14 protein-coding genes are annotated in these 13124 nt (G+C 62.0%); 5 read left to right on the forward strand and 9 right to left on the reverse strand.

Annotated elements, in window-relative coordinates:
- From ACW9IN_RS03100 to ACW9IN_RS03110, 3 genes are all read left to right on the forward strand, one after another.
- Positions 1-536: HNH/endonuclease VII fold putative polymorphic toxin (locus tag ACW9IN_RS03100; protein WP_457364488.1), on the forward strand; the 536-nt coding region annotated here is incomplete at its 5' end.
- A complete protein-coding gene (locus tag ACW9IN_RS03105) occupies positions 533-937 on the forward strand; it encodes an Imm50 family immunity protein (RefSeq protein WP_457364489.1) in 405 nt (134 codons plus the stop codon). The genes ACW9IN_RS03100 and ACW9IN_RS03105, both read left to right, overlap by 4 nt.
- 256 nt (positions 938-1193) lie before the next feature.
- Positions 1194-1559, forward strand: coding sequence for an Mpo1-like protein (locus ACW9IN_RS03110; RefSeq protein WP_457364490.1), 366 nt, complete (start codon positions 1194-1196; stop codon positions 1557-1559).
- A 3-nt stretch (positions 1560-1562) separates the two neighbouring features.
- On the opposite strand, the gene ACW9IN_RS03115 is transcribed toward ACW9IN_RS03110, so the two are convergent.
- From ACW9IN_RS03115 to ACW9IN_RS03125, 3 genes are all read right to left on the reverse strand, one after another.
- Positions 1563-2360, reverse strand: a complete 798-nt coding sequence (locus ACW9IN_RS03115; protein WP_457364491.1) for an acyl-CoA thioesterase — start codon at positions 2358-2360, stop codon at positions 1563-1565.
- 89 nt (positions 2361-2449) lie between these two features.
- Positions 2450-3211 (reverse strand): CHAD domain-containing protein, encoded by a 762-nt coding sequence (locus ACW9IN_RS03120; RefSeq protein ID WP_457364492.1) that lies wholly within the window; start codon positions 3209-3211, stop codon positions 2450-2452.
- 43 nt (positions 3212-3254) lie between these two features.
- On the reverse strand, positions 3255-3533 hold the full coding sequence (locus ACW9IN_RS03125; protein ID WP_058412909.1) for a hypothetical protein: 279 nt from the start codon (positions 3531-3533) through the stop codon (positions 3255-3257).
- A gap of 2 nt (positions 3534-3535) precedes the next feature.
- On the opposite strand from ACW9IN_RS03125, the gene ACW9IN_RS03130 reads away from it, so the two are divergent.
- On the forward strand, positions 3536-3694 hold the full coding sequence (locus tag ACW9IN_RS03130) for a hypothetical protein (RefSeq protein WP_457364493.1): 159 nt from the start codon (positions 3536-3538) through the stop codon (positions 3692-3694).
- A 56-nt stretch (positions 3695-3750) separates the two neighbouring features.
- Positions 3751-4788 (forward strand): patatin-like phospholipase family protein, encoded by a 1038-nt coding sequence (locus tag ACW9IN_RS03135; protein ID WP_457364494.1) that lies wholly within the window; start codon positions 3751-3753, stop codon positions 4786-4788.
- Between the two features lie 132 nt (positions 4789-4920).
- Here ACW9IN_RS03135 and ACW9IN_RS03140 read toward each other — a convergent pair whose 3' ends face one another.
- From ACW9IN_RS03140 to kdpF, 6 genes are all read right to left on the reverse strand, one after another.
- Complete coding sequence (locus tag ACW9IN_RS03140) at positions 4921-5610, reverse strand: response regulator (RefSeq protein ID WP_457364495.1); 690 nt, start codon at positions 5608-5610, stop codon at positions 4921-4923.
- A 37-nt stretch (positions 5611-5647) separates the two neighbouring features.
- Positions 5648-8299 carry a DUF4118 domain-containing protein gene (locus ACW9IN_RS03145; protein ID WP_457364496.1) on the reverse strand — a complete coding sequence of 884 codons (2652 nt, stop codon included), beginning with the start codon at positions 8297-8299 and terminating at the stop codon, positions 5648-5650.
- A 130-nt stretch (positions 8300-8429) separates the two neighbouring features.
- On the reverse strand, positions 8430-8975 hold the full coding sequence (gene kdpC / locus ACW9IN_RS03150; RefSeq protein ID WP_457364497.1) for a potassium-transporting ATPase subunit KdpC: 546 nt from the start codon (positions 8973-8975) through the stop codon (positions 8430-8432).
- A 99-nt stretch (positions 8976-9074) separates the two neighbouring features.
- A complete protein-coding gene (gene kdpB, locus ACW9IN_RS03155) occupies positions 9075-11132 on the reverse strand; it encodes a potassium-transporting ATPase subunit KdpB (RefSeq protein WP_457364498.1) in 2058 nt (685 codons plus the stop codon).
- A gap of 15 nt (positions 11133-11147) precedes the next feature.
- Positions 11148-12842, reverse strand: a complete 1695-nt coding sequence (kdpA, locus tag ACW9IN_RS03160; protein ID WP_457364499.1) for a potassium-transporting ATPase subunit KdpA — start codon at positions 12840-12842, stop codon at positions 11148-11150.
- A 9-nt stretch (positions 12843-12851) separates the two neighbouring features.
- Positions 12852-12941: a K(+)-transporting ATPase subunit F gene (kdpF, locus tag ACW9IN_RS03165; RefSeq protein ID WP_003218754.1), complete on the reverse strand. Its 90-nt coding sequence runs from the start codon at positions 12939-12941 to the stop codon at positions 12852-12854.
- Positions 12942-13124: the final 183 nt, after the last annotated feature.

The raw sequence follows: 13124 nt of genomic DNA on the forward strand, positions 1-13124 counted from the left end.
GCTACCTGACGCCGGATCCGGTGAAGTTGGCGGGTGGGATCAATGCCTACCGGTATGTGCCTAATCCTACGGGGTGGGTGGATCCGCTGGGGTTGAACGCCAACTGCCCACCTAAAGGTACGAAAAGCCGAGAATGCGGCACACCTAACGAGCCGTCTGCGCCAGAAGTATCAAGGAATGGAGCGTTCAAACAAGCGAAGGCCGATGCAGGAATACCGCGTGTACAACACCCAGATGCCGTACTCGATCCTAGATTAGGGACAATGAGGCAATATTCATATGTATCAATGAGAGATCAGCAGAAAAACGAAATTCTGGATATACAAGGAAGGCCTGTGATGACTCGAGAGTACGAATTCACGCGGGCGGACGGCTCAAAGGTTCTAATTCAAGATCATGGCGCTGGTCACAAGTTTTCAGCACCTGATGGAAAGGGCGATCAAACCGCGCATTTCAATCTTAGACCGAAAAACAGGCCGAGAAACGGAAAATTAGATGGCGCGAGAGACCATTATTATTTCAAGGACAAAAAATGAAATACTGGAACGATCTAGAAAACACGATTTTCTTCAATAAGGTATTCACTTACCCGGTAGAGATAGGCGAAATAACACTTTTTTCTGTGACCATTGATAATGACCGGCCCAATATCGGTTTAGGTTTCGACATTTCTGAAATTCCTGACGCCCCCCCGGAAAAGTGGGTAAAAGAGGGGTTTAATACATGCAGAATAGGCTTAGACTGCGGAGGCCTGAGCAACGTCAAAATCAAAAACATTCCGACTAGAGAAACGTTAAAAGTCGTGATAACCAAGCACGAAAACTATTATGAATTGCAAGCCAAGTCCAAATCTTCGGCAATCGAGTTGAGAGCAGCATATATTTCTCTCTGCGGCCCAGCCGTATACATCAACGATCCAGATTCAGCTTGCGGCTAGACTTGCCAAGGCTGCTAAACGGTCCCAGCAAGATCATTTTTGCATACCAAAAGCGGAAAAATTTTGGAGAATGATAACTGGTGCCCCCTCTGACAAACCATCAAGCTGTGCAGAAAATAACTATAAAAAATGCACGCTTTGGCACTCAATGAAGCTTGCTGTCTATGCCCCCCATAGCCAGCCCCAATTCGCCCCTCCACCCAACCCCGCCTAAACTCTCTCCATATCGTTTTCAACGGACAGAGGATCCACCACCATGGGCAAACGTCATCCCAATCTCCCCGCCTGGCAATGGCGTAACTACCCGCAGAACCACCAACACCCGACCAACCTGGCGTTGCACCTGATCGCCGTGCCGCTGTTCATCATTGGGTTTCTGCTGATTGTGTCGGGCGTGTTCAGCCTGAGCCTGGCCAGTTTCGCTGTTGGCGTGGTCGGCATCCTGGCCGGCCTGGCCTTGCAGCGTCATGGTCATGGCCTTGAGGCCGAGGCCAGTGAACCGTTCAGTGATCGCGCGGACGCCATCCAACGTCTGGTGGTGGAACAGTTCGTGACGTTTCCGCGCTTTGTGCTGACCGGTGGCTGGCGGCGGGCCTGGCGGCAGCGTCACCGTCGACGCTGAGGGTCAGGCAAACACCACGACCGTCTGGCGGCTGATGGCAATCAAGTCGCCCGTCGGACTCCACAAGGCAGCGGCGACATGGCCGTAGCCGTCGCGGGCGTGTTCGATATGGGCGTAGTACTGACACCAGTCGAGAGTGGTCAGGGCCTGCAACGGCTGGAGGAATTCGATGGTCCAGGTCAGGGTGCTGCCGGGTGCGGGCTTCTTCAGATGCGGGAGCAACGCCGGTGGCCAGGCATCAACCAGTGCGAGGAGATAGGACTCGGTCAGCGTCGCTTGCTGCACATCCCCACGCAAACGAACCCAGCCGCCCATATCGCGGGATGTGTTACCGCTGAACGGCATGCCGCCGACACTCCAGCGCATCGCCACATGCTTCATGAACTCAGGGGTAACGCCCTTGATATAGGGCAGTTCCTGGCACTCATCCCAATGCTTGAACACCGGCGCTGGCTCGCTCGCCACGTCGATCTGCGACTCTCGGGCCGAGCCGAAACTGGCTTGCACCAAGGTCGCCACTTCCCCGTTTTGCACGACCCGGCCCAGTAGCTGGCTCACGGCCTTGCCTTCGCGCAACATTTCCACTTGATAACTGGCAGGCACATCGGGCGTCACCGGTCCCACGAAGGTGACGGCCAGCGAGCGCAATGGCCGGTCAGCCGGTACCTGGGCGCGCAGGGCTTCGTATTGCAAGGCGGCGACCAGGCCGCCAAAGGTCGCGCGGCCCTGGCCCCATTCTGCGGGGATGGTGACGTCCAACGGGTTGCGGCGGGCAGCGTCGAGCAGTTCACTAAAGCGCATGGCGATCTCACATCAGGCATCCGATGAGAGGATCTTAGCCATCATGCCAGGAAGGTGCAGCGCCCATTCCGGCCAAAAGCCGGACCCGCCTAGAAACAATCGGCGCTGAGTTTGTCGAGTACCCGATCCGCCTCGACCTGCGCCTTGGCCATAGTGCGGTGCCACACCGCAACGCAGGGCTGCAAATCCGCTTGGTGCCCGGCCTGGGCCAACCACTGCCAGCAATCATGCCAATCCCCCAGAGCAGCCTGGGCGCCTTTGAGACGGGAAACGGCCTTGGCCGGCAGCTTGTCCAGTTCAGGGTAGGCTTCGGCGGCGTAGCGTACGCGCTTGATCAACAAACGCAGGCGGTGGCGATCATGATCGGGGTCTTGCAGGGCCTCACCGAGGGTATTCCATTGTTTGGTCAGGCGCTTCTCGATGCGCGGGCGCAGGCCCTTGAGCAACTTCTGGTGCTCGGAAGCCCGAATGAAGCGCGGGAACGCATCGATGATCAACAACAGGTGCGAAAGCGCCTGGCTCTGCGCCACGTGCCGATAGGCCTCGGGTTGCAGGCGCAGGCGCCGATCTGCAGCCTCGTGGTAACCCTGGCGGTGCAAATACGCTGCCAGAACCTCACGATCGCGCAGCGGCGTGGTCAGTTGGCCGACCGCACTGGCCGCCACTTCCAGCTGTTCCACCCCCGGCAACCCGCGCAAAGGACGCAACAAGCTGCGCAGTCGGCGCACGGTGGTGCGCAGGTCATGCAGAGCTTCATCGTCGGTGACGGCAGCGAGGCGCGCCTGGCAACTCAGTAACCCTACTTCCAGGCCAATGACCTGAGCGACTAACTGATCGACCAATGCTGACATCCTGCCCTCACTTTCCAATGAATAATCCTGACGGCGCTACGGATCAACGCCCAGCGCGCGACTCACGGATATAGAACCGCGCTTTCTCGGCCTTGTTGGAACAGCCTTCAAACGCCTCGAACTGCTGCTGGGTCTTGGCGCCGGTCAACAGCGACAGGGCCTTGGAGTAGCTGACAGTTCCGGCAAACCCTTCGGCCTTGGCCAGGTCCAGTTCATGCCACGCCGCGTCCAGTTGTGTACCACAGCTGTCGCGGTAGGCGGTTTTCCCGGCGCAACCGGCCAAGGCCAACATGATCACAGGCACACACATCCAGGCTTTCATCGATGACACCTCAAGGTAAAGAAAAACAGTCGTACGGTGTAGACGTTGCCTACAAGGAAAAGTGCCTTGTCAGTCAGCCTGAAATCAAACTCGCCTATCGCCAAAGCATACCTGAGCGCGGCGGCTATTCTGGAAAAAAATGGCAGGCCCACGAAGATTGAATCCGCCCACCCAATGGGTGCATTGTGGGCACTGGCCTGGGGGGAGGACATCGACCATGAAAAAACGTGTTGCCTTGGTGCTGGGCTCCGGTGGCGCGCGCGGTTACGCCCACATCGGGGTGATCGAGGAAATCGAGCGGCGGGGCTACGACATCGCCTGTATCGCAGGCTGTTCCATGGGCGCGGTTGTGGGCGGGATCTATGCCGCCGGCAAGCTCGATGACTACCGCAACTGGATCGAAAGCCTCGACTACCTCGACGTTCTGCGCCTGGTGGACGTGAGTTTTCGCCTCGGGGCGATCAGAGGTGAAAAAGTCTTCGGGCAAATCCGCAAGATCGTCGGCGAGATCAATATCGAGGAACTGCGCATTCCTTATACGGCAGTGGCCACCGACCTCACCAACCAGCAGGAAATCTGGTTTCAGGAAGGCTGCCTGCACCAGGCCATGCGCGCCTCGGCGGCGATTCCCAGCTTGTTCACTCCGGTGATGCAAGGCAACCGCATGCTGGTGGACGGCGGCTTGCTCAACCCGTTGCCGATCGTGCCGGTGGTGTCGAGCCATTGTGACCTGATCATCGCGGTCAACCTCAATGCCACCAACCAGAAACACTACCGGTTGCCGGTGATCCAGCGCCCGCCAGCGTTCAAGAGTCGCTTCAACAGCCTGGCGAAATCCCTGGGTTCACACTTGCCCTTCCGCCGCAAGCAGGCCGAGCAGCTATTGAAGCTCGAACAGGAAGCCTTGCAGGCCGAAGCGGCGGAGATCAACCCGTGGCTGGAGTCGGCCGAACCTGAATCCCAGCAACCTGCCGCAGCACCGGAAACGGAAGGCGCGCCAAAGTCGGCCACCGGCTCTTTCATTATCGATAACGTCGGCCCGGCGTCATTGCTTGACCTGATCAACCAGAGCTTCGAAGTGATGCAGACTTCGCTCGCGCAGTACAAGATCGCGGGTTACCCGCCGGACGTACTGATCAACGTGCCGAAGCGGGTGTGCCGGTTTTTCGAGTTCTACAAGGCGCCGGAGTTGATCGCGCTGGGCCGGGAGATTGCCAGCGATACGCTGGATCGGTATGAGAGTGAGCAGCGCTGAGATAGAGGGTGTTGCTGATAGCCTCTTCGCGGGCAAGCCCGCTCCCACAGTTGATCGCGTACAGTCTGAAGAAACTCGGTCGAATGTGGGAGCGGGCTTGCCCGCGAAGAGGCCCGGCCAGACGCCTACACTCTAAGCATTCAACAACCGATACCCCACTCCCGCCTCGGTCACGATGAACCGCGGCTGGGTCGGATCATCTGCCAGTTTCTGCCGCAGGTGGCCCACGACAATGCGCAGGTAGTGACTGTCCTCGGTATGGGTCGGCCCCCAGATATCCTTGAGCAGTTGCTGCTGGGTGATCACCCGCCCCGGATGCCGCGCCAATTGCGCCAGCACCGCATATTCCTTGCGGGTCAGGGCCACTTCGGCACCGTCCAGCAGCACACGGCGATACGCCAGGTCCACCGTCAACGAGCCGAAACGCAACGCCGCTTCCTGGGCCTCCCCCGCCGGCGCCTGGCGCAGCAATGCGCGCACCCGGGCCAGGAATTCCTGGATACCAAAAGGCTTGGTCACGTAGTCATTGGCCCCACCGTCGAGGGCCTCGACTTTCTGCCCTTCGCTGGCTCGAACCGACAGCACCAGCACCGGCACCGTCGACCATTCGCGAAACTCGCGCAGCACCTGCTGACCGTCCATATCCGGCAGCCCGAGGTCAAGCACCAGCAGATCCGGCTTGTTCAACGCCGCCTGGGCCAGGCCCTCGTTACCGGTGCCCGCCTCGATCACTTTGTAGCCCTGGGAAGCCAGGCTGATGCGCAGGAATTTGCGGATCTGCGGTTCATCATCGATGACCAAAATCGTTGCGGTCTGGCTCATGGTGTTTAATCAAAATCCGTGAAGAAAACAGGGTAGCTCATGCCTCGCGCTCCAGGCCAGGCTGTGTCGGCAACGGCAGGAACAAGGTGATACAGGTGCCACGTCCGTCAAGGCCATCGGTCACGCTGATGTGTCCGCCATGGGCGCCGACCATGCCCTGGCAGATCGCCAGGCCGAGGCCCGTGCCCTGCCCGCCGCGATCACCTCGCGCGGCGGTGTAGAACATGTCGAAAATCTTCGCGCGCTCGTCTTCCGGAATGCCCGGGCCTTCATCGGCCACGGCGAAGAACAGCTGGTTGTCCGACACTCCGGCACTCAACAGCAATCGTCCCTGGGGTGGCGAAAAGCGTGCAGCGTTTTCCAGCACATTGACCAGCGCCTGCTCGATCAAGGCGGCATGCACGTACAACAATGGCAATTCAGGCGGCAACTGCGTGCTGACCTGCAACGGCGCCAGCACCGCGCGCAAACGGCCCAACGCGCTGCCGACGATGTCGCCCGGCGACACCCAGTCCCGCGCAAGCTTCAGCGCTCCATGGCCCAGGCGTGTCATATCCAGCAGGTTCTGGATGTAGCGATCCAGGCGCTCGGCCTCATCGCGGGTACCTTCCAGCAGTTCGCGGCGGTCCTCCAGCGGGATCGCCTCACCCAGCGCCAGCAGACTGTCGATGCTGCCGCGCATGGCCGTCAGCGGCGTGCGCAAATCATGGGAAACCGAAGCCAGCAAGGCGCTGCGCAGTTGCTCGGTTTCACCATGCAAACGCGCGGACTCCAACTCTTGCGCCAACTGCGCACGCGCCAACGCCTGCGCCAGCGGCTGACTCAAGGCTGTGAGCAAGCGCCGGCGCTGACCGCTCAATTCCATGCCGGGCTTGGCGCTCACGCCCAGAAGCCCCAACGGTCCCTCTTCCCCCGACAACGGCCACCACCACCAGCGCCCGAACGGCAGAGTGCCGGTGCCCATACCAGCCGGTTGGTCATGCTGCCAGGCCCAATCGGCAGCGGCGCGTTCGGCTTCGGTCAGGCTCAACGGGCCACCCGTCTCGACTTTCCAGCCGCCCTGGCCGTCACGGTCGACCAGGCAAAGCTCCAGGTCGCTCCAGCCCTCCAGATGATGCGCCGCCGCGCTGATCACCGCTTGCCGGTCGGTCGCCGCGGTGAGTTTGCGCGACAGGTCGAGCAGTTCGCTGGTTTCTTCCTGGGTATCGCGCAGCGCTTGCAACTGGCGACGTTGACGCGCGGCGAGGTTGCCGGTGAGTGCAGCCATCAGCAGGAAGAACAGCAAGGTCAGCACGTCTTCTTCACGCTGGATGGCAAAGGAAAAGTTCGGCGGGATAAACAGGAAGTCGTAGGTCAAGAAGGACAGCGCCGCGCACACCAGCGACGGCCCCAGGCTGCTGCGCACCGCCACCAGCAAGACCGCCGCCAGAAACACCAGGGAGATATTCGGCAGTGGCAATGCACTGGACACGCCCCACGCCACGGCGGCGGCCACCAGGGTAGCGACTACCGCCAAGGCGTAATCGAACCACACCAGCCCACGCACATCCGGCAAGCGCGGCGGTGCTGGCACATCATCACTGTCGAGCACGTTGATTTCCAGGCCACGCGCGTTGCGCAACAAGCGCGCGGCCAGACCGCCGCCGAACAACCGACGGCGCCAGCGCATCCGCGACTGCCCCACCAGCACCAGGCTGGCACGACGTTCAGCGGCATGCTGGATGAGAGTCTTGGCCACCTCCCCCGCACGCAGCAGCACCACTTCCCCTCCCAAACGCTCGGCCAGTTGCTGAGCGTTTTGCAGGCGCAGACGCGATTGCTCATCCCGCGCGCGACCGTTGTCGATATGCACCAGGCTCCAGGGCAGGTGCCGACGCTGAGCCACACGGCTGGCATGACGCACCAGGCGCTCGGCCTGCGCATCACCGTCCACCCCCACCAGCAAGCGACCGCGTACCGCCGGCGCCGCCTGGCCGAGTTGTCGATACCCCTGGGCCAGGTCGTCGTCGACATGGGCGGCGGCGGTCTGCATGGCCAGTTCACGCAGCGCCATCAGGTTGGTCTGGGTGAAAAACGCCTCGATGGCCGCCCGCGCCTGTTCCGGCACGTACACCTTGCCCTCGCGCAGGCGCTCCAGCAGCTCGCGGGATGGCAAGTCGATCAGCAACAGTTCATCGGCCTCTTGCAGCACCCAGTCCGGCAGAGTTTCGCGCACTTGCACACCGGTGATGCCGCGCACCTGGTCATTGAGGCTTTCCAGGTGCTGGACATTGACCGTGGTGAACACGTTGATGCCGGCGGCGAGCAGTTCCTGAATGTCCTGCCAGCGTTTTTCATGACGGCTGCCGGGGGCGTTGCTGTGGGCCAGCTCGTCCACCAGCACCAGTTTGGGCCTGGCGGCGAGCAAGCCGTCGAGGTCCATCTCTTCGAGCATCACGCCCCGGTATTCGCGGCGCAGCAGCGGTTGTTGCGGCAGGCCGCCAAGCAGGGCTTCGGTTTCGGCGCGGCCATGGGTTTCGACCACGCCTGCGATCAGCTTCACGCCCTGGCGCAGTTGGGTGTGCGCGGCCTGAAGCATGGCGTAGGTCTTGCCCACGCCCGGCGCGGCGCCGAGGAAGACTTTGAGCCGGCCACGGCCGTCCCGGGGCAGATCAGCTAACAGGGCATCGGCGCGGCCGGAGTCGCTCATGCGCGGGGTTCCTTCAGGTATTTATCGGGTGTACTTCAGGTCCCCATCGCGGGCAAGTCGCACCGCCGCTCCCACAAGGGAACGCATTCCCCTGTGGGAGCTGGCTTGCCTGCGATGGCGCCAGCATTGCCTACAACTTTTCCAGCGCCATGTTCAGCGCCAGCACATTCACCACCGGCGGGCCCACCAACGGGCTTTCGATGTGCTCATCCAGCAACCGTTGCAAGGTCGACACCGGCACATTCCGCGCCGCCGCCACCCGCGCCAGTTGATAGGCAACGGCCGCTGGTGGCAAGTGTGGATCAAGACCGCTGCCAGAGGTAGTCAACGACGCCAAAGGCACCGGCCCCTGGCCAGCCACCGCCTGTTTGCTCGCATCATCGAAGATGCGCGTCGCCAGCGCCGGGTTACTGGGGCCCAGGTTACTGGCGCTGCTGGAAACCGTCGCAAAGGCGCCGGCCGATGGGCGCGGGTGAAACCAGTTGTCGCCGCTGAAATCCTGGGCGATCAGGCTGGAACCACGCACCTTGCCACTGGCGTCGCGCACCAGGCTGCCGTTGGCCTGGTCCGGGAACGCAACTTGTGACACGCCGGTTACCACCAATGGATAGGCGACACCGGTGATCAACGTCATGAGCACCAGCAGGCTCAGGGCCGGGCGGATCATGTTGGACATTTTGAACTCCTCGATTCATAGAGCGTACCGCTGTGATTGCAGGGGGCTGCTGTGCAGCCCGGCGCGGGCAGGCCCGCTCGCTACAGACAGCGGCTCGGGTTACACCAGGTGCAGCGCAGTTAGCAGCATGTCGATCAGCTTGATCCCCAGGAAAGGCACCAGGATCCCGCCCAGGCCGTAGATCAGCAGGTTGCGGCGCAACAACGCTGCGGCGCTCGCCGCCTGCACACGCACGCCGCGCAGTGCCAGCGGAATCAGCACCACGATGATCAGGGCGTTGAACACGATGGCCGAGAGGATCGCGCTCTGCGGGCTCTGCAAGTGCATCACGTTGAGCACGCCCAACTGCGGATAGATCGCGGCGAACAGCGCCGGCAGGATCGCGAAGTACTTGGCCACGTCGTTGGCGATGGAAAAGGTGGTCAGCGCCCCGCGCGTCACCAGCAGTTCCTTGCCGATCTGCACCACGTCCAGCAGTTTGGTGGGGTCGCTGTCGAGGTCGACCATGTTGGCGGCTTCGCGGGCCGCCTGGGTGCCGTCGTTCATCGCCATGCCGACGTCGGCCTGGGCCAGCGCCGGCGCGTCGTTGGCACCGTCGCCACACATGGCCACCAGCCGACCGTCGTTCTGTTCGTGACGAATGCGCGCGAGTTTTTTCTCCGGAGTGGCTTCGGCCAGCACGTCGTCCACGCCCGCTTCGGCAGCAATCGCGGCGGCGGTCAACGGGTTGTCGCCGGTGACCATCACGGTACGGATGCCCAGCTTGCGCAGTTCGGCGAAACGCTCACGAATGCCAGGCTTGACCACATCCTTGAGATGGATGGCGCCGAGCAGCTTGCCATCGGCGCACACCAGTAGCGGAGTGCCGCCGCTCTGGGCGATCTTGTCGATCTCCCGCGACAGCGCGGGGGCCAGGTCACGACGTTGTTGCCCGATAAATGCCAGCAGCGAATCCACCGCGCCCTTGCGGAAGACACGGCCTTGATAGTCGACACCGGACAAGCGGGTTTCGGCGCTGAACGGTACCGCGGTCAGTTCGTCCAGAGACGGTTCGGCCTGTGGGTGCAAGGCACGCAGGTATTCGACGATGGATTTACCTTCAGCCGTGTCGTCCGCCAGCGAGGCAAACAGGGCACCTTCGGCCACTTCGGTACCGCTGACGCCGGGCGCCGCAGCCACTGCCGCACAACGACGGTTGCCGAAGGTGATGGTGCCGGTCTTGTCCAGCAGCAACACATGCACATCCCCTGCCGCCTCCACGGCGCGACCGGACTTGGCGATCACGTTGAGGCGCACCAGGCGGTCCATGCCGGCAATACCGATGGCCGAGAGCAAGCCACCGATGGTGGTAGGAATCAACGTCACCAGCAGTGCGACCAGGAACACCAATGGCAAGCTGCCATTAGCGAAGTGGGCGAAGGGTTGCAAGGTCACCACCACCAGCAGGAAGATCAGGGTCAGGCCGATCAGCAGGATATCCAGCGCCACCTCGTTGGGGGTTTTCTGGCGCTTGGCGCCTTCCACCAACGCGATCATGCGGTCGAGCGTCGACTCGCCGGGGTTGGCGGTGATGCGCACCAGCAACCAGTCGGACACCAGACGGGTGTTGCCAGTCACCGCCGAGCGATCGCCGCCGGACTCGCGGATCACGGGCGCAGACTCACCGGTGATCGCCGCTTCGTTGACCGCCGCGATGCCTTCGATGACTTCGCCGTCACCGGGGATCATTTCCCCGGCGGCCACACGCACCACGTCACCCTTGCGCAGGCTGGTGGCGGGCACGACCTTGAAGCTGCCATCGGCCTCCTTGCGGCGCGCGCTCAGGCCTTCGCTACCGGCCTTGAGACTGTCGGCGCGGGCCTTGCCGCGCCCTTCGGCCAAGGCCTCGGCAAAGTTGGCGAACAGTACGGTGAACCACAGCCACACCGCGATCTGCACCGCGACGAAGGTCGGCACAACGGTGTCCGGCACAAAGCACAGCACCGTGGTGAGGATCGCGGTCAGCTCGACCACCAGCATCACCGGCGAACGTTGCAGCTGGCGCGGGTCCAGCTTGACGAACGCCTGGGCCAACGCCGGACGCCACAGGGCGGAGATGGCGGTTTTGGCAGGCTCCTGGGTAGTCACCGGAGCGGCATTTTTTGCAGGCATATTCATTGTCATATCCCCTTTTTAGAAGCCCATGCTCAGGTGTTCAGCGATGGGGCCCAACGCCAGCGTTGGCAGGAAAGTCAGGCCGCCCACCAGCAAAATGGTCACGGTCAACAGGGTCACGAACAGCGGGCCATGGGTGGGGAAGCTGTTCTGGCCGATCGGTGCGGTTTTCTTCATCGCCAGGCTACCGGCCAAGGCCAGTACCGGCAGGATGTAGCCGAAGCGGCCGATCAACATGCCCAGGCCCAGCATCAGGTTGTGGAACGCGGTGTTGGCACTGAAGCCGCCGAACGCCGAACCGTTGTTGGCACTGGCCGAGGTGTAGGCATAGAGCAACTGGCTGAAACCATGGGGACCGGGGTTGCTGATGGCCCCCGCCGGGCCGGGCAGGCTCGCCGCGATGGCGCCCAGTACCAGCACGCCCACCGGCATCACCAGCAGGGTCACCACCAGCAGTTGCACTTCCTTGGCCTGCAGTTTCTTGCCGAGGTATTCCGGCGTGCGCCCGATCATCAACCCGGCGAGGAACACCGCGATCAACACGTTCAGCAGCATGCCGTACATGCCCGCGCCGACGCCGCCGAAGATCACTTCGCCGACCATCATGTTGACCAGCGCCACCATGCCACTCAGCGGGTTGAGGCTGTCCTGCATGCCGTTCACCGAACCGTTGGACGCAGCGGTGGTGGTCACCGACCAGAGCACGGTGCCGGTGGTGCCGAAGCGCGCTTCCTTGCCTTCCAGCGGTGCGGTTTGCTCCACGACTGGACTATTGAGGGTCGGGTTGGGCTGGTATTCGGCCCACAGCGAGACCGCGCCACCGATCAGGAACAGGGCCAGCATGCAGCCGAGGATCGCGCGGCTCTGACGCAGGTCTTTCACGTAATGGCCGAAGGTGAACACCAGCGCCACCGGGATCAGGATGATCGCGGCCAGCTCGAAGAGGTTGGCCCAGGCCGTCGGGTCCTCAAACGGATGCGCCGAGTTGACACCAAAGAAGCCGCCACCGTTGGTGCCCAACTGCTTGATGGCAATCTGGCTGGCTGCCGGGCCCAGGGGGATCACTTGATCCGCGCCTTGCATCGTCACGGCATCAACGTAATGGGCGAAGGTTTGCGGCACGCCCTGCCACACCAGGAACAACGCCAGCACCAGGCACAGCGGTAACAGGCCGTAGAGGGTGGCACGGGTCATGTCGACCCAGAAATTGCCCAATGTCCGAGTGGATTTGCGACCGATCCCACGACATAAAGCGACCAGCACTGCCAGACCGGTCGCCGCACTGACGAAGTTCTGCACAGTCAGGCCAGCCATCTGGCTGAGGTAGCTCAGGGACGCCTCACCGCTGTAGGACTGCCAGTTGGTGTTGGTCATGAAACTGATCGCGGTATTGAAGGCAAGCGTCCACTCCTGGCCCGGCAATTTCTGCGGATTGAGCGGGAGATAGTCCTGGAACAACAGGATCGCGAACAGCAACACGAAACCGGCAAGGTTGAACGCCAGCAACGCCAGCGCGTATTTCTGCCAGCTCTGTTCCTGATGCTCGTCCACCCCCGACAGGCGATAACAGGCGCGCTCAACCGGCCCAAGGACGGGGCTCAGCCAAGTGCGCTGGCCCTCCATCACCTTGTAGTAGAACCGCCCCAGGAACGGTGCCGGTACCAGCACCACGGCAAAGAAGGCAATGATCAGCCAATAGTCATAACTGTGCATGGCCCGCTCCTAGTTCCGATCCGCGCGTAACAGCGCAACCAGCAGATAAATGAACAGCGCCACGGCCAGCAGCAGTGACACCCCGTCCAGAACACTCATGGAAGTCTCTCCGTTTAGCGGCGAGTGCCGCGTGTGGGGCAATTGTCGGCAGGAGTCGTGTAAAGGAACGAGACCGAGGGTGTGGGCGGGGCGTAAAGACGGCGTAAAGAATGGGTTTATGCGGGGTTTACAGGGGGATCTGTGGTGGGCTTGAGGCCCTTATCGCAGGCAAGCCCGGCTCCC

The sequence above is a fragment of the Pseudomonas sp. SDO5271_S396 genome (genome assembly GCF_054071795.1).

Bases quoted from the DNA above. Each gene is read 5' to 3' on its own strand.
- ACW9IN_RS03105 (WP_457364489.1), top strand. From the start codon at position 533: ATGAAATACTGGAACGATCTAGAAAACACGATTTTCTTCAATAAGGTA.
- ACW9IN_RS03110 (WP_457364490.1), top strand. From the start codon at position 1,194: ATGGGCAAACGTCATCCCAATCTCCCCGCCTGGCAATGGCGTAACTAC.
- ACW9IN_RS03115 (WP_457364491.1), bottom strand. From the start codon at position 2,360: ATGCGCTTTAGTGAACTGCTCGACGCTGCCCGCCGCAACCCGTTGGAC.
- ACW9IN_RS03120 (WP_457364492.1), bottom strand. From the start codon at position 3,211: ATGTCAGCATTGGTCGATCAGTTAGTCGCTCAGGTCATTGGCCTGGAA.
- ACW9IN_RS03125 (WP_058412909.1), bottom strand. From the start codon at position 3,533: ATGAAAGCCTGGATGTGTGTGCCTGTGATCATGTTGGCCTTGGCCGGT.
- ACW9IN_RS03130 (WP_457364493.1), top strand. From the start codon at position 3,536: ATGACACCTCAAGGTAAAGAAAAACAGTCGTACGGTGTAGACGTTGCC.
- ACW9IN_RS03135 (WP_457364494.1), top strand. From the start codon at position 3,751: ATGAAAAAACGTGTTGCCTTGGTGCTGGGCTCCGGTGGCGCGCGCGGT.
- ACW9IN_RS03140 (WP_457364495.1), bottom strand. From the start codon at position 5,610: ATGAGCCAGACCGCAACGATTTTGGTCATCGATGATGAACCGCAGATC.
- ACW9IN_RS03145 (WP_457364496.1), bottom strand. From the start codon at position 8,299: ATGAGCGACTCCGGCCGCGCCGATGCCCTGTTAGCTGATCTGCCCCGG.
- kdpC (WP_457364497.1), bottom strand. From the start codon at position 8,975: ATGTCCAACATGATCCGCCCGGCCCTGAGCCTGCTGGTGCTCATGACG.
- kdpB (WP_457364498.1), bottom strand. From the start codon at position 11,132: ATGAATATGCCTGCAAAAAATGCCGCTCCGGTGACTACCCAGGAGCCT.
- kdpA (WP_457364499.1), bottom strand. From the start codon at position 12,842: ATGCACAGTTATGACTATTGGCTGATCATTGCCTTCTTTGCCGTGGTG.
- kdpF (WP_003218754.1), bottom strand. From the start codon at position 12,941: ATGAGTGTTCTGGACGGGGTGTCACTGCTGCTGGCCGTGGCGCTGTTC.